The 21,558-nt window shown below is 72.2% G+C and carries 21 protein-coding genes and 1 pseudogene; 11 read left to right on the top strand and 11 right to left on the bottom strand.

Annotated elements, in window-relative coordinates; genetic code table 11:
• Nucleotides 1–17: 17 nt before the first annotated feature.
• The gene (locus tag ABZY33_RS26260; protein WP_356494136.1) at nt 18–626 is read right to left on the bottom strand and encodes a hypothetical protein; all 609 of its coding nucleotides are present in this window, start codon (nt 624–626) and stop codon (nt 18–20) included.
• 161 nt (nt 627–787) lie between these two features.
• On the opposite strand from ABZY33_RS26260, the gene ABZY33_RS26265 reads away from it, so the two are divergent.
• Nucleotides 788–1,336, top strand: a complete 549-nt coding sequence (locus ABZY33_RS26265; RefSeq protein ID WP_356494137.1) for a bacterial proteasome activator family protein — start codon at nt 788–790, stop codon at nt 1,334–1,336.
• A 101-nt stretch (nt 1,337–1,437) separates the two neighbouring features.
• Here the strand turns inward: ABZY33_RS26265 and ABZY33_RS26270 are convergent, their stop codons facing one another.
• Nucleotides 1,438–3,063 (bottom strand): protein kinase, encoded by a 1,626-nt coding sequence (locus ABZY33_RS26270; protein WP_356494138.1) that lies wholly within the window; start codon nt 3,061–3,063, stop codon nt 1,438–1,440.
• Nucleotides 3,064–3,453: 390 nt separating this feature from the next.
• Between ABZY33_RS26270 and ABZY33_RS26275 the strand changes: the two genes are divergently transcribed.
• Nucleotides 3,454–5,040, top strand: coding sequence for a protein kinase (locus ABZY33_RS26275; RefSeq protein WP_356494139.1), 1,587 nt, complete (start codon nt 3,454–3,456; stop codon nt 5,038–5,040).
• A 66-nt stretch (nt 5,041–5,106) separates the two neighbouring features.
• Here the strand turns inward: ABZY33_RS26275 and ABZY33_RS26280 are convergent, their stop codons facing one another.
• Complete coding sequence (locus ABZY33_RS26280; RefSeq protein ID WP_356494140.1) at nt 5,107–5,553, bottom strand: pyridoxamine 5'-phosphate oxidase family protein; 447 nt, start codon at nt 5,551–5,553, stop codon at nt 5,107–5,109.
• A gap of 98 nt (nt 5,554–5,651) precedes the next feature.
• Entirely contained in the window at nt 5,652–6,314 is a 663-nt protein-coding gene (locus tag ABZY33_RS26285; protein ID WP_356494141.1) for a response regulator transcription factor, read from the bottom strand.
• A gap of 390 nt (nt 6,315–6,704) precedes the next feature.
• On the opposite strand from ABZY33_RS26285, the gene pdhA reads away from it, so the two are divergent.
• The 3 genes from pdhA to ABZY33_RS26300 are packed head-to-tail and all read left to right on the top strand — an operon-like array spanning nt 6,705 to nt 10,247.
• Nucleotides 6,705–7,907 carry a pyruvate dehydrogenase (acetyl-transferring) E1 component subunit alpha gene (gene pdhA / locus ABZY33_RS26290; RefSeq protein ID WP_356494142.1) on the top strand — a complete coding sequence of 401 codons (1,203 nt, stop codon included), beginning with the start codon at nt 6,705–6,707 and terminating at the stop codon, nt 7,905–7,907.
• Between the two features lie 3 nt (nt 7,908–7,910).
• Complete coding sequence (locus tag ABZY33_RS26295; protein WP_356494143.1) at nt 7,911–8,891, top strand: alpha-ketoacid dehydrogenase subunit beta; 981 nt, start codon at nt 7,911–7,913, stop codon at nt 8,889–8,891.
• Between the two features lie 15 nt (nt 8,892–8,906).
• Nucleotides 8,907–10,247 carry a dihydrolipoamide acetyltransferase family protein gene (locus ABZY33_RS26300; protein WP_356494144.1) on the top strand — a complete coding sequence of 447 codons (1,341 nt, stop codon included), beginning with the start codon at nt 8,907–8,909 and terminating at the stop codon, nt 10,245–10,247.
• 174 nt (nt 10,248–10,421) lie between these two features.
• On the opposite strand, the gene ABZY33_RS26305 is transcribed toward ABZY33_RS26300, so the two are convergent.
• On the bottom strand, nt 10,422–11,255 hold the full coding sequence (locus ABZY33_RS26305; RefSeq protein ID WP_356494158.1) for a D-alanyl-D-alanine carboxypeptidase: 834 nt from the start codon (nt 11,253–11,255) through the stop codon (nt 10,422–10,424).
• Nucleotides 11,256–11,482: 227 nt separating this feature from the next.
• Between ABZY33_RS26305 and ABZY33_RS26310 the strand changes: the two genes are divergently transcribed.
• Both ABZY33_RS26310 and ABZY33_RS26315 read left to right on the top strand, forming a co-directional pair.
• Nucleotides 11,483–12,169: a GntR family transcriptional regulator gene (locus ABZY33_RS26310; RefSeq protein ID WP_356494145.1), complete on the top strand. Its 687-nt coding sequence runs from the start codon at nt 11,483–11,485 to the stop codon at nt 12,167–12,169.
• Nucleotides 12,166–13,497 carry an MFS transporter gene (locus ABZY33_RS26315; RefSeq protein WP_356494146.1) on the top strand — a complete coding sequence of 444 codons (1,332 nt, stop codon included), beginning with the start codon at nt 12,166–12,168 and terminating at the stop codon, nt 13,495–13,497. The genes ABZY33_RS26310 and ABZY33_RS26315 overlap by 4 nt, the downstream gene beginning before the upstream one ends.
• 25 nt (nt 13,498–13,522) lie before the next feature.
• Here the strand turns inward: ABZY33_RS26315 and ABZY33_RS26320 are convergent, their stop codons facing one another.
• Nucleotides 13,523–14,347 carry a maleylpyruvate isomerase family mycothiol-dependent enzyme gene (locus ABZY33_RS26320; protein ID WP_356494147.1) on the bottom strand — a complete coding sequence of 275 codons (825 nt, stop codon included), beginning with the start codon at nt 14,345–14,347 and terminating at the stop codon, nt 13,523–13,525.
• Nucleotides 14,348–14,536: 189 nt separating this feature from the next.
• On the opposite strand from ABZY33_RS26320, the gene ABZY33_RS26325 reads away from it, so the two are divergent.
• The gene (locus ABZY33_RS26325) at nt 14,537–15,331 is read left to right on the top strand and encodes a carbon-nitrogen family hydrolase (RefSeq protein WP_356494148.1); all 795 of its coding nucleotides are present in this window, start codon (nt 14,537–14,539) and stop codon (nt 15,329–15,331) included.
• A gap of 36 nt (nt 15,332–15,367) precedes the next feature.
• On the opposite strand, the gene ABZY33_RS26330 is transcribed toward ABZY33_RS26325, so the two are convergent.
• Nucleotides 15,368–15,865, bottom strand: coding sequence for an LURP-one-related family protein (locus tag ABZY33_RS26330; protein WP_356494149.1), 498 nt, complete (start codon nt 15,863–15,865; stop codon nt 15,368–15,370).
• Between the two features lie 110 nt (nt 15,866–15,975).
• Here ABZY33_RS26330 and ABZY33_RS26335 point away from each other — a divergent pair.
• Nucleotides 15,976–16,215 (top strand): annotated as a pseudogene (locus ABZY33_RS26335) (hypothetical protein); the annotation flags it as partial.
• Between the two features lie 35 nt (nt 16,216–16,250).
• Here ABZY33_RS26335 and ABZY33_RS26340 read toward each other — a convergent pair.
• A complete protein-coding gene (locus ABZY33_RS26340; protein ID WP_356494150.1) occupies nt 16,251–17,276 on the bottom strand; it encodes a helix-turn-helix domain-containing protein in 1,026 nt (341 codons plus the stop codon).
• 51 nt (nt 17,277–17,327) lie between these two features.
• Between ABZY33_RS26340 and ABZY33_RS26345 the strand changes: the two genes are divergently transcribed.
• Complete coding sequence (locus ABZY33_RS26345; protein WP_356494151.1) at nt 17,328–17,774, top strand: cupin domain-containing protein; 447 nt, start codon at nt 17,328–17,330, stop codon at nt 17,772–17,774.
• Between the two features lie 3 nt (nt 17,775–17,777).
• Nucleotides 17,778–19,598: an NHL domain-containing thioredoxin family protein gene (locus tag ABZY33_RS26350; protein WP_356494152.1), complete on the top strand. Its 1,821-nt coding sequence runs from the start codon at nt 17,778–17,780 to the stop codon at nt 19,596–19,598.
• A gap of 24 nt (nt 19,599–19,622) precedes the next feature.
• Here ABZY33_RS26350 and ABZY33_RS26355 read toward each other — a convergent pair whose 3' ends face one another.
• From ABZY33_RS26355 to ABZY33_RS26365, 3 genes are all read right to left on the bottom strand, one after another.
• Nucleotides 19,623–19,847 carry a DUF6458 family protein gene (locus tag ABZY33_RS26355; RefSeq protein ID WP_356494153.1) on the bottom strand — a complete coding sequence of 75 codons (225 nt, stop codon included), beginning with the start codon at nt 19,845–19,847 and terminating at the stop codon, nt 19,623–19,625.
• Nucleotides 19,848–19,946: 99 nt separating this feature from the next.
• Complete coding sequence (locus ABZY33_RS26360; protein ID WP_356494154.1) at nt 19,947–21,254, bottom strand: M18 family aminopeptidase; 1,308 nt, start codon at nt 21,252–21,254, stop codon at nt 19,947–19,949.
• 73 nt (nt 21,255–21,327) lie between these two features.
• Nucleotides 21,328–21,558: hypothetical protein (locus ABZY33_RS26365; protein ID WP_356494155.1), on the bottom strand; the 231-nt coding region annotated here is incomplete at its 5' end.

The following is a 21,558-nucleotide window of genomic DNA, read 5'->3' on the forward strand; positions in this document are numbered from 1 at the left end:
CCGCGCCCGGCCCGGCCCTACCGTCGCAGCCGCAGCGCCAGGAAGCCGATGCCGAGCCCGAGCAGCAGCAGCCCGGCGCCCAGCGGGACGACGTTCACGAGGGGCTCGGTGTCGCGCGCGGCCGTGGCCGGCCGGTCGGCGGCGGGCCGGTCGGCGGCCGGCTGCTCGGAGGGCTGGGCCGTCGGCGTGGAAGCGGGCGTGGGCGGCGGTGGAAGGACGGGTTCGTCGAAGTCGGTGGCGGGCACCGGCGGCCGCCCCGGTGGCGTGCGCCCCACCCCGGCCCGGCTCCCGGCGAGCGACCCGTGGGGCGCGGGCTCGGCGGCGTACGGCCCCGGCAGGGCGCTGCTCTCGGTGAGTGACCCGTGCGGCGAAGGCTCCGCGGCGTACGGGACGGCATACGGCCCTGGCTGGGCGCTGCTTCCGGCGAGCGACCCGCGCGGCGCGGGCTCGGTGTCGTACAGCGCCGCGTACCGCCCCGGCAGGGCACCGCTCCCGGCGAGCGGCCCGTGCCGCGCGGGCTCGGCCCCGTACGCCCCCGGCACCGGCATCAGCGCGCCCCCCGCCAGCAGACACACCGCGCACCCGGCCGCTGCCCGGCGGAGCCACCGTATGGCCGTCCCCTGCATGGCCGTCCCCTTCGCTTCCGCCCGGTCCCCGATGCCCTGCGCCAAGCCTCACATAGGCCCATAGAACGGGCACGCCGGATGTGGCCGGACCCAACAGGGTGGATCAACCCGCGGCGGGGGCACCACCAAGGTGTGACAGTGGGGTGCGACAGAATGGCTGCATGGAGATGCCGAGGAACGAACGGTCGCCGGAGAACCCCCAGATCCTGGTCATGGGCCAGGACGGAATGGCTCTCGGCGGCGGCGGAGACGACGATGCCCGCGAGGTCCCGGTGACGGAGATGGTGGAACAGCCCGCCAAGGTGATGCGCATCGGCAGCATGATCAAGCAGCTGCTGGAAGAGGTCCGGGCGGCTCCTCTGGACGAGGCGAGCCGGCAGCGGCTCAAGGAGATCCACGCCAGCTCGGTCAAGGAGTTGGAGGACGGCCTCGCGCCCGAACTGGTCGAGGAGCTGGAGCGGATCTCCCTGCCCTTCACCGACGACACGACGCCGAGCGACGCGGAGCTGCGGATCGCGCAGGCGCAGTTGGTGGGCTGGCTGGAGGGCCTCTTCCACGGCATCCAGACGACGCTCTTCGCCCAGCAGATGGCGGCCCGCGCCCAGCTGGAGCAGATGCGCCGCGCGCTGCCGCCCGGCGTCGGCGGCGGTGACGACGAGGACAGCGAGGACCCCCGCACGATGGGCCGCTCCGGCGGCCCGTACCTGTAGGCCCCGCCCGGAGCATAAATACCCGTACGAGAAGGGGCCCGGCCCGCGCGAGATGCGCGGACCGGGCCCCTTTCGCGGATTCGCGGCGAGCCGCCCTCCGGTCAGCCGGGCGGGTTGCCCGTCGAGACCTGGAGCTGGATCTTCACGTCGTCCGGATCGATCTCGGTGCCCGCCGCGGGGCTCTGGCTCATGACCGACCCCTCGCCGTAGGTGTTCTCGTCGACGGGCTTCTCGTTCGCGATCCACCCGGCGGCCCGGAAACAGGCCTTCACCGAGTCGATGTTCTTGAGGTAGAAGTCCGGGACCTTGATCTTGTTCTCGTCGTCCGAGCCGTTGTAGGGCTCGGTGCACTCGTCCGTCTCGATCGTCTTCGTCAGGTCCGGGCCCCGGTGTCCGGCCACCGCCGACGAGGACGGCTTGTCGGAGCCGCCCGGGTCGTCGCCGCCGCCGTTGTTCAGCGTCAGGACCGTCACCAGGCCGCCGATGGCGACGAGCGCGACGACGATCGACGCGATGATCGCCGTCTTGTTGCGGCCGCCGCCGGAGCCCTGCGTGGTCGTCGCCGGCTGCGGCGCGGGGTTGTACGGCGGCGGGGTCTGCTGACCCGTCTGCGCGTACGGCGAGTGGGGCGCCGGGGTCTGGTAACCGCCCTGCTGCGGGTAGCCGTACCCGGGCTGCGGCGTCGGCGCCCCGTACGGGTTCGGCTGCGGCGTCGGCTGGTACGGCGTCTGGACCGGGCCCGACAGCGGCGCCCCGCTCTGGTCGATCGGCGGGAAGACGGCCGAGGAGACCCCCGCCCCGCTCGACGTCTGGGCGCCCGGCACGATGCTGGGCGCGGCCGGGGCGAGCGACTGGGCCACGCGCAGGCACTCGTCCCGCATCGCCACCGCGCTCGGGAAGCGCTCGTTCGGGTTCTTCTTGAGGGCGCGGGCCACGATCGCGTCGATGGCCGGCGGCAGCGCCCGGTTGATCGAGGACGGAGCGACCGGCTCCTCCTGGACGTGGGCGTAGGCGATGGCCAGCGGCGAGTCCGCCTCGAACGGGAGGCGGCCGGTGACCAGCTGGAAGAGCATGATGCCGACCGAGTACAGGTCGGAGCGGGCGTCCACGCCGCGGCCCAGGGCCTGCTCGGGCGAGAGGTACTGCGGGGTGCCGACGACCATGCCGGTCTGCGTCATCGACGTGACGCCGGACTGCATGGCGCGGGCGATGCCGAAGTCCATGACCTTGACGACGCCGCGCTTCGTCATCATCACGTTGCCCGGCTTGATGTCGCGGTGGACCAGGCCCATCTCGTGGCTGATCTCCAGCGCCGCGAGCACGTCGGCCGTGATCTTCAACGCCTTGTCGGCGGGCATCGCACCGTACTGCCGCACGTCCTGGTCGAGCACCGAGCCGAGCGGGAGGCCCTCGACGTACTCCATGACGATGTACGGGGTGATGGTCCCGTCGATGTCGTCCTCGCCGGAGTCGAAGACCGAGACGATGTTCGTGTGCGTGAGCTTGGCCACGGACATGGCCTCACGCTGGAAGCGCTGGCGGAACGCGTCCTCCCGGCCCAGTTCCGTGTGCAAAGTCTTGATGGCGACGGCGCGGTCGAGCCGGGTGTCGTGCGCGAGGTGCACGGAGGCCATGCCGCCCTGGCCGAGCAGGTCCCGCAGCTGGTACCGCCCGCCCGCCACGGAACGCCCCGCGTACCGCCCGCCGGCGGCGCCGTCTTGGCTCATCTTCTACGTCCCCCATCGCGCCCCGCGTCGGCGCGGCCGGTGATCGAATTCAGCTATTCCCGGCCAAGTCTGCCCGAGGGCACCGGCACGTCAAGCTCGATGCCCGTTCCGTGACCGTACGGGCGGGAAGCGTCGCGCAAGCGTTACAGGACCGGGGCGGGACCGGGGCGGGACAGGCCCCCGGGACGGTCACCGGCCGGGTGCGGAAATTGCGCGCACGATTTGCAAGGCCTGCACGGCAACGGGTTTGATGTCCGGTCCATCTCGGAACGGTGGCGCGGCCGGAGCCTGTAGCGTGACCCGACGGAGACCGTAGTTCGGCATCGCGCGTACTCCGACGCAGGGTTCCGGCGGCAACAGCGGCACGGACAGAAACGACGGCGAGGACTGATGTCACAGCAGCAGCGCGCTCAGGGCCCGTCCGACCCCGAGGCGACTGGCGGCGGTATGTCGGATGCGCCGGAGATGTGGGGGAACGGCGGGCTGGTCGGCGACGGCCGGTACCGGCTGACGCACCGGCTCGGCCGGGGCGGCATGGCCGAGGTCTTCGCGGCCGAGGACGTGCGCCTCGGGCGCACCGTCGCCGTCAAGCTGCTCCGCTCCGACCTCGCCGAGGACCCGGTCTCCAAGGCCCGCTTCACCCGCGAGGCACAGTCCGTCGCCGGCCTGAACCACCACGCGGTCGTCGCGGTCTACGACTCCGGCGAGGACTACGTGAACGGCAGCACCGTGCCGTACATCGTCATGGAGCTGGTCGAGGGCCGCACCATCCGCGACCTGCTCCTGAACGCGGAGGCGCCCGGCCCCGAGCAGGCCCTGATCATCGTCTCCGGTGTCCTGGAGGCGCTCGCCTACTCGCACCAGCACGGCATCGTGCACCGCGACATCAAGCCCGCCAACGTGATCATCACCCACACCGGCGCGGTGAAGGTGATGGACTTCGGCATCGCCCGCGCCCTGCACGGCGCGCAGTCCACGATGACGCAGACCGGCATGGTCATGGGCACGCCCCAGTACCTCTCCCCCGAGCAGGCCCTCGGCAAGGCCGTCGACCACCGCTCCGACCTGTACGCGACCGGCTGCCTGCTCTACGAGCTGCTCGCGCTGCGCCCGCCCTTCACCGGTGAGACGCCGCTGTCGGTCGTCTACCAGCACGTCCAGGACATCCCGGTGCCGCCCTCGCAGGTCTCGGACGCCACCCCGCCGGAGCTGGACGGCCTCGTCATGCGCTCGCTGGCCAAGGACCCGGACGACCGGTTCCAGACGGCCGAGGAGATGCGCGGGCTCGTCCAGTACGGCCTGTCGATGCTGTACGAGCAGGGCGGCCACACCGGCACCTGGAACACCGGCCCGGTCGACGCCGTGCACGAGGGCGGCGGCACCGCGGCGATGGGTCTGGCCGGCACCACCGCGCTGCCCCACCCCGGCGACCACGGCACGGCCGCGCAGCCGCTGCTGCGCCCGCCGGGTGACGACGGCGGCTTCGACGGCCACGGCACCCGCGGCGGCGGCCGGGGCAAGCTGTGGATCTTCGCGGTGCTCGCGGTGGTCGCGATCGCGGTGGGTGTCGCCCTCGCCCTGAACGCGAGCAACGGCGACAACGGAGGAGGCGGCACCAAGCACTCCCCGACCGCCTCGCAGTCCGAGAAGAAGGACAAGCCGAGCAAGTCGGCCGACGACAGCGCGAGCGAGGACGAGACGCAGGACACCGGCGACGGGACGGGCGGCCAGGGCGACTACACGCCCTCGTACCGGCCCACCGCCGGCAATCAGACGCCGTCGCAGACGCAGAGCGACCAGCCGACGGAGCCGAGCGGCGAGCCGAGCGACCAGGACACCCCGACGGCGTCGCAGCCGCAGACGCCGACCCCGACGAACACGGCGACCGGCGGCGGAGGCGGTGACGTCGGCGGCGGTGACGCCGGTGGCGAGACCGGCGCGGGCGACGCGGCGGGCGTCGTCGGCGGCGGCGGCTGAGACCGCACCGGCCCCGGCCCGCGCCGCGGTACCCGTCCTGAGGGCCGGTCGGCCGCCCGAGCGCCCCTACGGGCGTGGCGTGCGCGCCGAGCCGCCCCGCAGTTCGTGCACGGTCACGAACTGCGGGTGCACGCGCAGGTACACCGGGTCGAACAGCTCGCCGTCGGCGAAGTGCGGAGCGGGCCCGAAGAGTTCCAGCTCGGTGGTGGCCGGCTCGACCTGCTCGCAGGTGCCGACGCACTGCACCGACCACTGGCCCTCGTCCCCGCCGGCCGCGTTCGGCGCCGGGTCGGCCAGATTGTCCGCCCCGTAGGCGACGACGCCGCCGACGCAGGCCAGGTGGTACCCGTAGCCGCGGTGCAGGCGCAGCAGGAGCCGCCCGTCCGCCACGATGTGCCGGGCGGCGGCCAGGAAGGGCAGCGCGCGCATGCTGGTGGCCACCCGCCCGTAGTTCACCCGGGCGAGCAGTTCGAAGCCGCGCTCGATGTCCTGCGGCTGCGTCTGAGAGGGCATGTCACCACTCTGCGATCCCGGCGGGGGCCGGCAGAAGGGCATCCCGCCCCCACCACAGAGGACGTAAGTCCCTGGCCGGCGCCGCGCTGGGCGGTCGCTCAGTGCTGTCTCTGCGCCTGCATGCGCGCCACGTAGGCCGCGGCCTGCGAGCGGCGCTCCATGCCGAGTTTGGACAGGAGGCTGGAGACATAGTTCTTGATCGTCTTCTCGGCGAGGTGGAGGCGCTCGCCGATCGCGCGGTTGGTCAGGCCCTCGCCGATCAGGTCGAGGATCTTGCGCTCCTGCTCGGTGAGGCCCGCGAGCCGGTCGTCGTCCTTGCTGCGGCCGCCGTCGCGCAGCCGCTCCAGGACCCGGGCGGTGGCGACCGGGTCGAGCAGCGAACGGCCCGCGGCGACGTCGCGGACGGCCGTCAGCAGCTCGTTGCCCCGGATCGCCTTCAGTACGTAGCCGGACGCGCCGGCCATGATCGCGTCGAAGAGGGCCTCGTCGTCCGAGAACGAGGTCAGCATCAGGCACTGGATCGATTCGTCCTGGGAGCGGATCTCCCGGCACACCTCGACGCCGCTGCCGTCCGGCAGGCGCACGTCCAGGACGGCGACGTCGGGCCGGGTCGCCGGGATGCGCACCAGGGCGTCGGCGGCCGTACCGGCCTCGCCGACCACCTCGATATCGTCCTCGATGGAGAGCAGCTCGTGTACGCCTCGACGCACCACCTCGTGGTCATCGAGGAGAAATACCGTGATTTTTCCGTCTTCGCGCACGTATGCAGTCTCACACACCGGCTCTTCCCGCGCCCAGGGTGAGCGGGATAACGTGCCGGTGTTCCGGCCCCCTGCCAGGCTGTGACCAGGGCTCAGTCCACGGCTGTGACCTGCGGAGCTTCGTCTTCCCCGCGCATACGTGGACATCCAAGCAGTGAATTACTTGGATATCCAAGCAAAATCGCAGGTCAGACGGGGTTTCGCAGATGTGTGGCGCACTGGGTAACGTGCTGGGTGAAGGGTGCTTGCCGGAGCACAGGTTGTATTCGTTCTTTCCACTCACGCCTGAACCCGGCTCCACCGCACCCACCCCGTGCGTGGACGGATCAGGCGAGCCGAGCCGACTGGTCATCCGGCAATCCCGGGGGCCGGACCGACGGAGGAGCACACGTGACCGTAGACAGTGCTGACGGCACTGCCGCCGCGCAGAAGGCACAGCCGCCGCGCAAGCGGGCTGCCGCGAAGAAGGCCCCCAGGAAAGCCGCCGGCCGGGCCGCCGCGGCGGCGCAGCCCGAGCTGGTCCAGCTGCTGAGCCCCACGGGCGAGCGGGTCAGGAACGCCGAGTACGACGCGTACGTCGACGCCATCACCGACGACGAGCTGCGCGCCCTGTACCGCGACATGGTCCTCACCCGCCGCTTCGACGCCGAGGCCACCGCCCTGCAGCGCCAGGGCGAGCTGGGCCTGTGGGCGTCGCTGCTCGGCCAGGAGGCCGCCCAGATCGGCTCCGGGCGGGCCACCCGCGAGGACGACTACGTCTTCCCGACCTACCGCGAGCACGGCGTCGCCTGGTGCCGCGGGGTCGACCCGACCAACCTGCTCGGCATGTTCCGCGGCGTGAACCACGGCGGCTGGGACCCCAACAGCAACAATTTCCACCTCTACACGATCGTCATCGGCTCCCAGACGCTGCACGCGACGGGGTACGCCATGGGGGTCGCCAAGGACGGCGCCGACTCGGCGGTCATCGCGTACTTCGGTGACGGCGCCTCCAGCCAGGGCGACGTCCTGGAGGCCTTCAACTTCGGCGCGGTCTACAACGCGCCGGTGGTCTTCTTCTGCCAGAACAACCAGTGGGCCATCTCCGAGCCGACCGAGCGCCAGATGCGCGTACCGCTGTACCAGCGCGCGCAGGGCTTCGGCTTCCCGGGCGTGCGGGTCGACGGCAACGACGTGCTCGCCTGCCTCGCCGTGACCCGGTGGGCGCTGGAGCGGGCGCGCAACGGCGAGGGTCCGACCCTGGTCGAGGCGTTCACCTACCGCATGGGCGCGCACACCACCTCCGACGACCCGACCAAGTACCGGGCCGACGAGGAGCGCGAGGCGTGGGAGGCGAAGGACCCCATCCTGCGCCTGCGCACCTACCTCGAGGCCCGGACCGACACGGATGAGGGTTTCTTCGCGGAACTCGACGCCGAGAGCGAGGCGTTGGGCAAGCGGGTGCGCGATGTCGTCCGGGCCATGCCGGACCCGGGCCACCTGGCGATCTTCGAGAACGTGTACGCGGACGGACACGCGCTCGTCGACGAGGAGCGCGCGCAGTTCGTCGCCTACCAGGCGTCGTTCGCCGACGAAGCGGCTGGGGAGGCCTGAGTCATGGCGGTACAGAAACTTCCGATCGCCAAGGCGATCAACGAATCGCTGCGCACGGCGCTGGAGAACGACCCGAAGGTCCTCGTCATGGGCGAGGACGTCGGCGTGCTCGGCGGCGTCTTCCGCGTCACTGACGGGCTGCTGAAGGACTTCGGCGAGGAGCGGGTCATCGACACCCCGCTCGCCGAGTCCGGCATCGTCGGCACCGCGATCGGCCTGGCGCTGCGCGGCTACCGCCCGGTCGTGGAGATCCAGTTCGACGGCTTCGTCTTCCCGGCCTACGACCAGATCGTCACGCAGCTGGCGAAGATGCACGCCCGCGCGCTCGGCAAGGTCAAGACGCCGGTCGTCATCCGCATCCCGTACGGCGGCGGCATCGGCGCGGTCGAGCACCACAGCGAGTCGCCCGAGGCGCTCTTCGCGCACGTGCCGGGCCTGAAGGTGGTCTCGCCGTCGAACGCCTCGGACGCGTACTGGATGCTCCAGCAGGCCATCCAGAGCGACGACCCGGTGATCTTCTTCGAGCCGAAGCGGCGCTACTGGGACAAGGGCGAGGTCGACACCGAGGCCGTCCCCGGCGACCTGCACAAGGCCGTCGTGGCGCGCGAGGGCACCGATCTGACGCTCGTCGCCTACGGGCCGATGGTGAAGGTCTGCCTGGAGGCCGCGGCCGCCGCCGCGGAGGAGGGCCGCTCCCTGGAGGTCGTCGACCTGCGCTCGATCTCGCCGATGGACTTCGACACCGTGCAGCGCTCCGTGGAGAAGACCCGGCACCTGGTCGTCGCGCACGAGGCGGCCGTCTTCCTGGGCTCCGGCGCCGAGCTGGCCGCCCGCATCACCGAGCGGTGCTTCTACCACCTGGAGGCGCCCGTGCTGCGGGTCGGTGGCTACCACGCGCCGTATCCGCCGGCGCGCCTGGAGGACGAGTACCTGCCGGGTCTGGACCGGGTGCTCGACGCCGTCGACCGCTCGCTTGCGTACTGAGAGGAGCTGAGAGTCATGGCGCGTGAATTCAAGATGCCCGACGTGGGCGAGGGCCTGACCGAGGCCGAGATCCTCAAGTGGTACGTGCAGCCCGGCGACACCGTCGAGGACGGGCAGGTCGTGTGCGAGGTGGAGACGGCGAAGGCCGCCGTCGAACTGCCGATCCCGTTCGACGGCGTGGTCAAGGAGCTGCGGTTCCCCGAGGGCACGACCGTCGACGTCGGCCAGGTGATCATCGCGGTCGAGGTGGCGGGCGACGCGCCCGAGCCCGTCGCGCAGGCGGTGCCCGAGGCCGAGGAGCCGGCCGCCGAGCCGCAGGGCCGCCAGCCCGTGCTCGTCGGGTACGGCGTCGCCGAGACGTCGACCAAGCGCCGGGCCCGCAAGGGCGCCGGGACCCCGGCCGCCAACGGCACGGCGGCCCCGGTCGTCCAGCAGCGCCCGCTGGCCAAGCCGCCCGTGCGCAAGCTCGCCAAGGATCTCGGCGTCGACCTCACCGCGGTGATCCCGTCGAGCCCCGACGGCATCATCAGCCGCGCGGACGTGCACGCCGCGGTGGCGCCCGCGCCCGAGGTCCCGGCCCAGCCGCAGCCGCAGCCGCAGGCCCCGGCCCCCGCGCCGGCCGCGCCCGCGGTCGCCCCCGAAGGGGCCCGCGAGACCCGCGTCCCGGTCAAGGGCGTCCGCAAGGCGACGGCGCAGGCGATGATCGGCTCCGCGTTCACGGCGCCGCACGTCACCGAGTTCGTCACGGTCGACGTGACGCGCACGATGAAGCTCGTCGAGGAGCTCAAGGCCGACAAGGACATGGCGGGGCTAAGGGTCAACCCCCTGCTGCTCATCGCCAAGGCGCTGCTCGTCGCGATCAAGCGCCACCCCGAGGTGAACGCGGCCTGGGACGAGGGGACCGACGGCAAGGCCGAGATCGTCCAGAAGCACTACGTGAACCTGGGCATCGCCGCGGCGACCCCGCGCGGGCTCATCGTGCCGAACATCAAGGACGCCCACGCCAAGACGCTGCCCGAACTGGCGTCCGCACTGGGTGAGTTGGTGGCCACGGCGCGGGAGGGCAGGACGTCCCCCGCGGCGATGCAGGGCGGCACGGTCACCATCACGAACGTCGGCGTCTTCGGCGTCGACACCGGTACGCCGATCCTGAACCCGGGCGAGTCGGCGATCCTCGCCGTCGGAGCGATCAAGCTCCAGCCCTGGGTGCACAAGGGCAAGGTCAAGCCCCGTCAGGTCACGACGCTGGCCCTCTCCTTCGACCACCGCCTGGTCGACGGGGAGCTGGGGTCCAGGGTGCTGGCGGATGTGGCGGCGGTTCTGGAACGGCCGAAGCGTCTGATCACCTGGTCCTAGCCCAGCGTCTACGCGGCTGAACTCAGCCCCTCCGGCGATCGAGGAGCGGGGTCCGGGGCAGAGCCCCGTGGCCTCGCGCCGTCGCCGGTGCGGCTCCGTCGTGGCTGAGCGCGCGGTTCCCCGCGCCCCTGGCGGGGCTCCCCTCGACCGGGGTGCCCCGCCAGGGAACCGCGGCTACTTCTTGAAGCCGTAGTCCATGAGCTTCTTCGCGTCCGACGTGCGGGCGTTGACCGACGTCGACTTCAGCACCGTACCGATCACGGTCTTGCCGCTGCGCGTCGCCGCGAAGACCAGGCAGTAGCCGGCCTCCGGGCCCGAGCCGGTCTTGACCCCGATGGCGCCGGAGTACGAGCCGAGCAGCGTGTTCGTGTTCGTCCACGACATGTAGCGGTAGCCGCCGGACTTCGTCGTGACCTTCTGCTTCGTCGACTTCGTCTTCACGACCGAGCGGAACGTGGAGTTCTTCATCGCCGACGAGGCGATCTTCGTGAGGTCACGCGGGGTCGAGTAGTTCTTCCCCTTGCCGATGCCGTCGAACGAGTCGAAGTGGGTGTTCTTCAGACCCAGGTCGGTGGCGGCCTTGTTCATCTTGCCGAGGAAGGACTTCACGCGGGCGTCCCGCGTCGAGCCCGAGCCGAACTTGTCCGCGAGCGCGTACGCCGCGTCACAGCCCGACGGGAGCATCAGCCCGTACAGCAGCTGACGCACGGTGACCTTGTCGCCGACGATCAGCCGGGCCGACGAGGCGTTGTTCTTCACTATGTAGTCGCTGTAGGCCTTCTGGACGGTGACCTTCGTGTCCAGGTTCAGGCCCCGCTGGGCCAGCACCACCTTGGCCGTCATGATCTTGGTGGTGGAGCCGGTGGACCTGCGGGTGTCCGCGGCCTTGGTGAACAGGGACTTGCCCGTCCCGTTGTTCATCACGAAGCCGCCGGCCGCGGCGATCTTGGGTACGGCCGGCGCCGTGGCGGCTTGTGCGGAGGTGGTCAGCGCTCCGCTGGTGAGCATGGTTCCCACGGCGAGAACGGCGATGCCCGTTATGCGAGTTTTCAAGTTAGACGCTCCAAGTGCCCCTGATGCACCGCCCCTTGGGCGGGACGCGCATAGGTGAGACAGCCGAACGGCCCGAGAGGTTGCACGCGACGCGCAGGATTCCCTCGCACGTGTCACGCGCGCACCGTTCCGCATGATGGACGGTGCCTGCCTTGCGTACGTGTTGTATCTATGATGTGCGCATGCCCTCGACCGTCACCGCGGACCGTGCCGCCGAAAAGCGTGCTCCCGAAAAGCGTCCGCCCGCAGCAGACCGCGTCTACGACCACGTGAAGCGCGGCGTGCTCGAACGCCGTTACGAGGGCGGCACGCTCCTCACCGAGGGCGAGCTGGCCGAGGCCGTCGGCGTCTCCCGCACCCCGGTCCGCGAGGCCCTGCTCAGGCTGGAGGTCGAGGGGTTGCTGCGGCTCTATCCGAAGAAGGGCGCCCTGGTGCTGCCCGTCTCCGCGCAGGAGATCGCGGACGTGGTGGAGACCCGGCTGCTCGTCGAGGAGCACGCGGTGCGCAAGGCCGTCCCGGCCCGGCCGGGGCTCCTCGAACGCCTGGCGGAGCTGCTCGCCACCCAGCGCGCGCAGGCCGCCGCCGGACAGTTCGCCGACGCCGCCGCCACCGACCGCTGCTTCCACGCGGAGATCGTGCGCAGCGGGGGCAACGAGATCCTCTCCCGCCTCTACGACCAGCTGCGCGACCGCCAGCTGCGGATGGGCGTCGCCGTGATGCACTCCCACCCCGACCGCATCGCCAAGACCCTCGCCGAGCACGGCGAACTCCTCGACGCGCTGGGCGCGGGGGACGTGGAGGCGGCGGTCGCCGTGGTGCGCAGGCACGTGGGCTGGTTCCAGAACCTGGCGCGGGGGGACGTGCGATGAGCTCCGCCTCCTCCGCCGGCTCCCCGGGGTCCGGCGCCTCGTCCCTGCCCGGCGACCCGCCCGGCGGCCGCCGGGCGATAACCGTCTGGTCCATCGGCGTCGCCGTCTACTTCGTCGCCGTCATCTTCCGTACCTCGCTGGGCGTGGCCGGGCTCGACGCCGTCGAGCGCTTCCACATCAACGCCTCCGCTCTCTCCACCTTCTCCATCCTCCAACTGCTCGTCTACGCGGGCATGCAGATACCCGTCGGCCTGATGGTCGACCGGCTCGGCACCAAGAAGGTGCTCACCTTCGGCGTGGTCCTGTTCACCGTCGGACAGCTCGGCTTCGCCTTCTCCTCCTCGTACGGCATGGCGCTCGCCTCGCGCGCGCTGCTCGGCTGCGGCGACGCGATGACCTTCATCAGCGTGCTGCGGCTCGGCACCCGCTGGTTCCCGGCGCGGCGCGGGCCGCTGGTCGCGCAGCTCGCCGGGCTCGTCGGCATGGCGGGCAACCTCGTCTCCACGCTCGTCATCGCGCGGCTGCTGCACGGCATCGGCTGGGAGGCCGCGTTCGCGGGCAGCGCGGTGGCGGGCGTCGTCGTCCTCGTCCTGATGCTGCTCTTCCTCAAGGACCACCCCGAGGGCTTCGAACCGGCGCCGCTGCCGGCGACGCACAAGGGCGCCGCGTACGTGCGCGGGCAGATCGCGGCGGCCTGGCGGGAGCCGGGGACGCGGCTCGGCCTGTGGGTGCACTTCACGACGCAGTTCCCGGCGATGGTCTTCCTGCTGCTGTGGGGGCTGCCGTTCCTCGTCGAGGCACAGGACCTCTCGCGCGGCACCGCGGGCGAGCTGCTGACCCTGGTGGTCCTCGCCAACATGGTGGTGGGGCTGGTCTACGGGCAGATCGTGGCGCGCCACCACACGGCCCGGCTGCCGCTGGCGCTGGGCACGGTCGGGGTGACGGCCCTGCTGTGGGCGGCGCCGATCGCCTGGCCCGGACGGGCGCCGATGTGGCTGCTCGTGGTGATGTGCGTGGTGCTCGGGGCGTGCGGGCCCGCGTCCATGATCGGCTTCGACTTCGCGCGCCCGGCCAATCCGCCGGAGCGCCAGGGCACGGGGTCGGGCATCGTGAACATGGGCGGGTTCATCGCCTCGATGACGACGCTGCTGCTGGTGGGCGTGGTGCTCGACGCCACCGGCGACAACTACCGCGTCGCCTTCTCCGCGGTCTACGTGCTCCAGGCGCTCGGGGTCACGCAGATCCTGCGCCTGCGCAGGCGGGCGGCGGCCGCCGAGCGGGAGCGGGTCGTGGCGTCCCGGGTCGCCTCGGTGCACGTGCCCGCGTAGGGCCCGGGGCGGGCGGGGGGTGCGGCTACGGCGTGACGCGCAGGGACGCGAGGATCGCCGCGGCCAGATCCGTGTCGCCCTCGGTCTTCACCCGGTCCGCCACCTGGTCCGGGGTGACACGGCCGCAGGCGAGCCGCACGTACGTCTCCCAGTCGAGCGCCAGCGTCGCCGCCGGGCCCAGCGAGGGGGCGCCGTCGACCGTGCCCCGGCCGTCCGCGTCGACGCGGACCGTGCGCAGGAACTCGACGGGCCCGTGCACGTCGAAGACGACCGCGCAGTTCGGCGGGGCGCCCGCGTCCTTGGCGACGGTCTTCGGCAGGGCCTCAAGGAGCATGTCGCGGGTGACGTAGGCGCCGGGGGAGTCGAGGTTCCCCGGCCGGCCGAGGGCCCAGCGCAGGTCCTGCTCGTGCACCCAGATGTCGAACGCCCGCCGCCGCATCGAGTGTTCGAGGGTCTCCTCCACACCGCGCGGGCCCCGCACGGTGGCCCCCGGGTCGCGGCTCTCGTTGCGCAGCTGTCGCGCGCGGCGGATGACCGTGTACTCCAGCTCCGAGACCATCTCCGGCGCCGTGTGGTGGCGCCGGACGTCGACCTGGACCTCCTGGTAGCGCTGCGCCTCGGTCTGTACGTGGTACAGGTCGCGGGGCAGCGTGTGGATGGGCCGCGGGTCGCCCAGCATCTCGCAGTCGTTGCCGATGACATGGGACACGATGTCGCGCACCGACCAGCCCGGGCACGGCGTCGCGCGGTTCCACTCACCCTCGACGAGCGGTGTGACCAGCTCGGATATCGCTTCCACGGAGTGGGTCCAGGCATCGGCGTAGGACTGAAGGCTGGGGTGGAGACTCACGGAAGGGGACCCCTCGAGCGGTGTCGTACACGGGCGGTGAAGTAGGCGGTGGGCGGGTCGGGACGCGTCGGTGGGGGTCCGGGGGCACCCCCGGTCTGGCACAGTACGCTGCCCGTAGCACCCCTGCAGTGCTTTCGTGTGACGATCGTAGGCCCGTGTTGACGACTCGAATGCCAGGACGGTGGTAGTGTGCGCGCCTCCCTCATCCAGATCGCGGTAAACGAGGACGAATCGGTCAACGAGCGGCGGGAGCGCGTCAGTTCGCTGGTGCGCGACGAAGCCGGTGCGGCCGACCTCGTGGTGCTGCCCGAACTATGGACCACCGGAGCCTTCGCCTACGAGCTGTTCGCGGACGAGGCGGAGCCGCTGGAAGGGCCGACCTTCGAGGCGATGGCCAAGGCGGCGCGCGACGCGCGCGTGTGGCTGCACGCCGGGTCCATCCCGGAGCGCGACCCGGACGGGCCGCTCTACAACACCGCGCTCCTCTTCTCCCCCGACGGGGAACCGGCCGCCGCGTACCGCAAGATCCACCGCTTCGGCTTCGACAAGGGCGAGGCCGTGCTGATGAGCGCCGGCGACGAACTGGTGACCGTCCGCCTCCCGGAGACCGTGCTCGGCGTCAGCACCTGCTACGACCTGCGCTTCCCCGAGCTGTACCGCGGCCTTGTGGACCGCGGCGCCGAGACCCTCGTCGTCGCCGCCGGCTGGCCCGAGCGGCGCCGCGCGCACTGGACGCTGCTGGCGCAGGCGCGCGCCGTGGAGAACCAGGCGTACGTGCTGGCCTGCGGCAGCGCCGGGACGCACGCGGGTGTCCCGCAGGCCGGCCACAGCATCGTGGTCGACCCGTGGGGCGAGGTGCTCGCCGAGGCGGGGGCCGGGGAAGAGGTGCTCCGGGTGGAGTTCGACCCGGCGCGGGTGGGAGCCACCCGGGAGCAGTTCCCGGCCCTGAAGGACCGCACCCTGGGCCTCGCGCCGCCGCACTGAGCGACGGGCCGGGACTGCGGGCCGGGCCGCCCCGGCTCAGTCCTCGTCCCCGCGCTCCTTCTCCGCGAGATGGATCACGCAGACCGCGACCGCGATGATCAGGGCCGGATCGGCGTCCTCGCGCACCACGTTCACGCCGTACGTGTCCCGCACGCGCAGCCAGCGCCGCGAGATCTCCGCGAGGAGTTCGCCCTCGTACTCGACGGCGAACTCGCGGTCGAGGATCTTGCCGCTGACGTCGAGCTCGGTGCCGTCGACGAGTTCGACCCGGTAGTGGTTGCGCAGCAGCGACAGCCGCTTGTGCCTGATCTTGGCGAGCTGCTCGTCGCCGCGCTCGATGACCATCGTGTCGCGCAGGGCGAACATCTTCTCGTGGATGTCGATGAGGACGCGCCCGTCGGGCCCCTTCAGCTGGAAGGTGTCCCGCAGCCGCATCGCCTTGCCGTCGACGAGGAACGCCTTGCGGCCGTTCTCGTCCTCGATCCAGTAGTCCTCGCCGATGGCGAAGAGCCGTTCCCGAACTTCGTAGCGCATACGGAGATGAATGCCCGAAAGCCGCCGTCCGGACCCTCCGCGCGGTCCGTCCGGGTGAGAACGGCGTGAACCGGGCGGGTCCCCGTGCGGTCCCGAACGCGGGCTTCAGCCGGAGCACACCGGACGTGCCCGGCGTCGCCGGGTCGGGTGACGCGTTCGGCGCGGCCTGCCGGCTCCCCGACGTGGACGGCGACGGCCACCGCGACCTCATGGGTGCGGTGTGGGCTCTCCCCGGCACCGGCACCGGCACCGGCACCGGCACCGGTAAGCGCGAAGGGCTCGACGCCTTCGGCCCGCAGCACCTGGCGGCCCCGGCGACCAAGGCCCTCCTGGGCGCATCACTCCGGTAGAGCGGACGCCGGAGGCCACACGCCCGGCCGGGCCCTCAGCCCGTACGCGCCCGGTGGCCGAACTTCCCGCGGTACGCCGAGGGACTCAGCCCCGTCGACCGCTTCAGGTGCGCCCGCAGGTTCGCCGCGCTGCCCAGCCCGCTGAGCCGGGCCACCGCGTCGAGCCGGTCCTCACCGCGCTCGATGAGCCGGCAGGCCAGCGCGATCCGCTCGCCGAGCAGCCAGGCCAGCGGCGTCGTGCCCAGCTCGGCGCGGAAACGACGGTGCAGCGTGGCGGCGCTGACGGCGGCACGGGCGGCCAGGTCCGCGACCGCGACCGGTTCGCCGAGCCGCTCCCGCGCCCAGGCGAGGACCGGCGCGAGCGAGGCGTCCGGCACGTGCGGCACGGGCCGCTCCACGAACTGCCGCTGTCCGCCGTCGCGGTGGGCCGCGAAGACCAGGCGCCGCGAGACCGAGTTGGCGACCTCGGCGCCGTGGTCGCGGCGCACGAGGTACAGGCCCAGATCGAGGGCGGAGGCACTGCCCGCGGCGGTCAGTACGGAACCCTCGTCCACGAACAGCACGTCCGGTTCGAGGAGCACCCCGGGGTGCAGCGCGCGGAACTGCTCCGCCCAGCGCCAGTGCGTGGTGGCCCGGCGCCCGTCGAGCAGCCCGGCCTCGGCGAGCGCGAACGCCCCGGTGCAGAAGCTGGCGATCCGGGCCCCGCGCGCGTGGCTGCGCCGCAGGGCGTCGAGTACGGGCTGCCGGCGCGGTACGACGTTGTCCGGGCGCCCTGGCACGATCACGGTGTCGGCGGTGTCGACCGCGTCCAGGCCGGCCGCCGTGCTCAGCGTGAAGAAGCCGTGGTTCATTCGGATGTCGGGCGCCGGGGCGCACAGGGTCAGCTCGTACAGGGGTGCGGCCCGGCCCAGTTCGGGCCGCGGCAGCCCGAACAGCTCGGTGGCGACGCCGACCTCGAACGGGTTGACTCCCTCGTCGACGATCACGACGACGCGGTGCGGACGCTCCGGGTGAGCGGGGCGGTCCGGGCGGTCAGGACGGTGCGAGGATCCTTGCGGCATATGCGATTCCTAGCACTCGTGCGGGCCGCGGAACAGACCCAGGATGACCGCATGGAACGTACGGAATCCCCCGCGGCCCCCGCGGCCCCCGCGGCCCCCGCGGCCGCCTCCCTGCCGGTCTCCCTGCCCGAGGCCCTGGCCACCTTCGACGACGTGTGGAGCCCTCGCATCGTCACGTCCGTGAACGACTACGACGTTCGCCTCGCGAGGGCGGAGGGCGAGCATGTGTGGCACGTCCACGACGACACCGACGAGTTCTTCCTCGTCGTCGCGGGCGAGCTGACGCTCGGGTTGCGGGAGCGCGGCGGTGAGCGCGCCGTCGTCCTGCCCCGCGGTTCGGTCTTCACGGTCCCGCGCGGCACCTGGCACAAGCCTTCCGCGGCCCCCGGCACGGCGATCCTCCTCCTGGAACCGACCGGCACCCCGACGACCGGCGACGCCCACGACCCGGTACCGGACCACGTGGACTCGACGACAGGGCGCCCATGGCACCCTTGAAACATGAACGACTCCGCGCCCGCAGCAGCCCGCCGTGCCCGTGTCCGCGCCCCCGAACTGGTCGGCAAGGGTGGCTGGCTGAACACCGGTGGTACGCAGTACTCCCTCGCTGACCTGCGCGGACGCATCGTTCTGCTGGATTTTTGGACGTTCTGCTGTATCAACTGCCTGCATGTCCTCGACGAGCTGCGGGAGCTGGAGGAGAAGCACCGGGACACCGTCGTGATCATCGGGGTGCACTCGCCGAAGTTCGTGCACGAGGCCGAGCACGCGGCGGTCGTCGACGCCGTCGAGCGGTACGGGGTGGAGCACCCGGTGCTCGACGACCCCGAGCTGGCGACCTGGAAGCAGTACGCGGTGCGGGCCTGGCCGACGCTGGTCGTGATCGACCCCGAGGGGTACGTCGTCGCGCAGCACGCCGGTGAGGGGCACGCGCACGCGATCGCCACGCTGGTCGAGGAGCTGGAGGCCGAGCACGAGGCGAAGGGGACGCTGCACCGCGGCGAGGGCCCCTACGTCGCACCCGAGCCCGTCGCCACCGACCTGCGTTTTCCCGGCAAGGCGCTGCTGCTGCCGTCCGGGAACCTGCTGGTCAGCGACACCACCCGGCACCAGCTGGTGGAGCTGGCGGCCGACGGGGAGAGCGTCGTGCGGCGGATCGGGAGCGGGCGGCGGGGCTTCGGGCCCGACGCGTTCAACGAGCCGCAGGGCCTCGCGCTGCTCGACGAGCGCACCGTGATCGTCGCCGACACCGTCAACCACGCGCTGCGCGCCGTGGACCTGGAGAGCGGGGCCGTCAGCACGGTCGCGGGCACCGGCCGCCAGTGGTGGCAGGGCACGCCGGACAGCGGCCCGGCCCTGGAGGTCGACCTGTCCTCGCCATGGGACGTGGCCGTCTTCGGCGGCAAGGTGTGGATCGCCATGGCCGGCGTGCACCAGCTGTGGACGTACGACCCGCGGGCGAAGACGGTCGCCGTCGCGGCGGGGACGACCAATGAGGGCCTCGTCGACGGGCCCGGCCCCGAGGCCTGGTTCGCGCAGCCCTCCGGGCTCGCCGCCACCGAGGAGCGGCTGTGGGTCGCGGACGCGGAGACCAGCGCGCTGCGCTACGTCGACCCGGAGGGCCACGTCCACACGGCCGTCGGCACCGGCCTCTTCGACTTCGGGCACCGGGACGGCGAGGCCGGACAGGCCCTGTTCCAGCACCCGTTGGGCGTCACCGCGCTCCCCGACGGCTCGGTCGCGGTGGCGGACACGTACAACCACGCGCTGCGCCGCTACGACCCGGCGACCGGGGAGGTGACCACGCTCGCCACGGATCTGCGGGAGCCGAGCGACGCCGTGCTGGTGGGCGAGGACATCGTCGTCGTGGAGTCGGCGCGGCACCGGCTGACCCGGCTGCGGCTGCCCGAGGAGGCGGTCCGTGTCGAGTCCGTCGCCCACCGCACGCAGCGCGCCGCGACCGAGGTGGCGGGCGGCCGACTGGCCCTGGACGTCATCTTCCAGGCACCGGCCGGGCAGAAGCTCGACACCCGGTACGGGCCCTCGACCCGGCTCCTGGTCTCCGCGACGCCGCCCGAACTGCTCGTGGCCGGCGACGGCGCGGGCACCGACCTGGCCCGCGAGCTGACCTTGGACCCGGAGGTCACCGAGGGCGTCCTGCACGTGTCGGCGATGGCCGCGTCCTGCGACGACGACCCGGCCAACGAGTACCCGGCCTGCCACGTGCACCAGCAGGACTGGGGCGTCCCGGTCCGCGTCACCGAGGGCGGCGCGGACCGGCTCCCGCTGGTCCTCGCCGGGATGGACGCGCCGGGAGCCTGACGGGCACGGGGCCCGGGGCGCGGGTCAGATGCGCCGGGTCCGGTCCTCCTCGACGACGGTGGTGCGGGACTGCGGTACGACCACGCCCCGGCGGCGTCCGACGCTGCGGAACACGAAGACGCCGATCAGACCGACGATCATCAGGATCCAGCCGACCAGGTCGAGGTTGACCCCCTTCATGTGCCAGTCGGTCGCGAAGCTGAGGATCGCCCCGACGGCGACCAGGATGATGCAACCTCCCAAGCTCATGAGGTCCGCCTCCCAAGTTGTGTGACGCTGTGGGTACTTGAGACCTCCGGGTACCCGCAGCGCCCGGCATCACACGGCTCGGGCGCGGACCGCCTGAACTCAGCCCTCCAGGAACGCCGTCAGCGCGTTCGCCAGGAGGTAGGGGTCGTCGGCGCCGCAGAGTTCGCGGGCGCTGTGCATCGAGAGGATCGCCGCGCCGATGTCGACGGTCCTGATGCCGTGCCGCGCGGCGGTGATCGGGCCGATCGTGGTGCCGCAGGGCATGGCGTTGTTCGAGACGAACGACTGGAAGGGCACACCCGCCTTCTCGCAGGCGGCCGCGAAGACGGCCCGGCCGCTGCCGTCCGTGGCGTAACGGTTGTTCACGTTCACCTTGAGGATCGGGCCGCCGTTGGCCCGGGGGTGGTGCGTGGGGTCGTGGCGCTCGGCGTAGTTCGGGTGCACGGCGTGCCCGGTGTCCGAGGAGAGGCAGACCGTGCCGGCGAAGGCCCGCGCCCGGTCCTCGTAGGAGCCGCCGCGCGCGAAGACCGACCGCTCCAGGACGCCGCCGAGCAGCGGCCCGTCGGCGCCGGTGTCGGACTGCGAGCCGTTCTCCTCGTGGTCGAAGGCGGCGAAGACCGGGATGCAGGGGAGCGCGTCCGCGCCGGCGCGCCCGCTCACCTCGGCCAGCGCGGCCGTACCGGCGTGCACGGACAGGAGGTTGTCCATCCGCGGCCCGGCGACAAGATCCCGGTCGCGGCCCAGGTAGGCGGGGGGTTCGACGGAGTACGTCATCAGGTCCCAGCCGGTGATCGAGCGGCGCTCCAGGCCGTACTCGTCCTCGACGAAGCCCAGCAGGTCGCCCTCGTGCACGTCGTCGCCCAGGCCCCAGATCGGCTGCATGTGCCGCTGCTTGTCGAGCTTGAGGCCCTCGGCCGTGACGGACCGGTCCAGGTGGATGGCGAGCTGCGGTACGCGCAGCAGGGGCCGGTCGATGTCGACGAGCCGCTCGCTGCCGTCGCGCAGCGAGATCCGGCCGGCCAGGCCCAGGTCCCGGTCGAGCCAGGAGTTGAGCAGCGGGCCGCCGTAGACCTCCACGGCGACCTGGCGCCAGCCGCTGTTGCCCATGTCGGGCCGGGGCTTCACCCGCAGGTTCGGGGAGTCGGTGTGGGCGCCGACGATCCGGAACGGGGTGTGCGGGTGCGCTCCGCTCGGTACGTACCAGGCGATGACGGCGCCGCCGCGCGTCACGAACTTTCCTCCGCTGGTGCCGTCCCAGGCGTCGGTCTCCGCGACCTGCTTGAAGCCGGCCTCTTCCAGCCGGGCGGTCGCGGTGGCCACCGCGTGGTACGGGGTGGGGCTCGCCGCGAGGAAGGTCAGCAGGTCATCGGTGTGCCCACGATCGAAGGGGCCGGGAGGGTTTGCCATACCTGTCAGAGTAGTGCGGGTCCCTCCGGGGGCTGGCCGGCCCTTCAGCTCGCCGTGCGTCTGCGGCCCTGGGTCATCTGCGTCCCGGTGGGGCTTCCCGCGCAGTTCCCCGCGCCCCCTGGAGGGCGCACTGCGTGCGGCCCCCGTTTTCGTCTGCGGCCCGGTGGGGCTTCTCGCGCCGTTCCCCGCGCCCCTGAGATGCGCACTGCGCCCCCCATACGTACGGCTTGCCGAGCTGGGCGGTGGCGAACTGCACCGCTTCCTTGCCGGCCTTCGTCGCCTTGCCGTCGATCTCCTTCAGGAC

Origin of the sequence: Streptomyces sp. NPDC006552 (genome assembly GCF_040611655.1) — a bacterium.
In the GTDB taxonomy this organism is placed as follows: Bacteria; Actinomycetota; Actinomycetes; order Streptomycetales; family Streptomycetaceae; genus Streptomyces.

Bases quoted from the DNA above. Each gene is read 5' to 3' on its own strand.
- ABZY33_RS26260 (WP_356494136.1), bottom strand. From the start codon at position 626: ATGCAGGGGACGGCCATACGGTGGCTCCGCCGGGCAGCGGCCGGGTGC.
- ABZY33_RS26265 (WP_356494137.1), top strand. From the start codon at position 788: ATGGAGATGCCGAGGAACGAACGGTCGCCGGAGAACCCCCAGATCCTG.
- ABZY33_RS26270 (WP_356494138.1), bottom strand. From the start codon at position 3,063: ATGAGCCAAGACGGCGCCGCCGGCGGGCGGTACGCGGGGCGTTCCGTG.
- ABZY33_RS26275 (WP_356494139.1), top strand. From the start codon at position 3,454: ATGTCACAGCAGCAGCGCGCTCAGGGCCCGTCCGACCCCGAGGCGACT.
- ABZY33_RS26280 (WP_356494140.1), bottom strand. From the start codon at position 5,553: ATGCCCTCTCAGACGCAGCCGCAGGACATCGAGCGCGGCTTCGAACTG.
- ABZY33_RS26295 (WP_356494143.1), top strand. From the start codon at position 7,911: ATGGCGGTACAGAAACTTCCGATCGCCAAGGCGATCAACGAATCGCTG.
- ABZY33_RS26300 (WP_356494144.1), top strand. From the start codon at position 8,907: ATGGCGCGTGAATTCAAGATGCCCGACGTGGGCGAGGGCCTGACCGAG.
- ABZY33_RS26305 (WP_356494158.1), bottom strand. From the start codon at position 11,255: ATGCTCACCAGCGGAGCGCTGACCACCTCCGCACAAGCCGCCACGGCG.
- ABZY33_RS26310 (WP_356494145.1), top strand. From the start codon at position 11,483: ATGCCCTCGACCGTCACCGCGGACCGTGCCGCCGAAAAGCGTGCTCCC.
- ABZY33_RS26315 (WP_356494146.1), top strand. From the start codon at position 12,166: ATGAGCTCCGCCTCCTCCGCCGGCTCCCCGGGGTCCGGCGCCTCGTCC.
- ABZY33_RS26330 (WP_356494149.1), bottom strand. From the start codon at position 15,865: ATGCGCTACGAAGTTCGGGAACGGCTCTTCGCCATCGGCGAGGACTAC.
- ABZY33_RS26340 (WP_356494150.1), bottom strand. From the start codon at position 17,276: ATGCCGCAAGGATCCTCGCACCGTCCTGACCGCCCGGACCGCCCCGCT.
- ABZY33_RS26345 (WP_356494151.1), top strand. From the start codon at position 17,328: ATGGAACGTACGGAATCCCCCGCGGCCCCCGCGGCCCCCGCGGCCCCC.
- ABZY33_RS26350 (WP_356494152.1), top strand. From the start codon at position 17,778: ATGAACGACTCCGCGCCCGCAGCAGCCCGCCGTGCCCGTGTCCGCGCC.
- ABZY33_RS26355 (WP_356494153.1), bottom strand. From the start codon at position 19,847: ATGAGCTTGGGAGGTTGCATCATCCTGGTCGCCGTCGGGGCGATCCTC.
- ABZY33_RS26360 (WP_356494154.1), bottom strand. From the start codon at position 21,254: ATGGCAAACCCTCCCGGCCCCTTCGATCGTGGGCACACCGATGACCTG.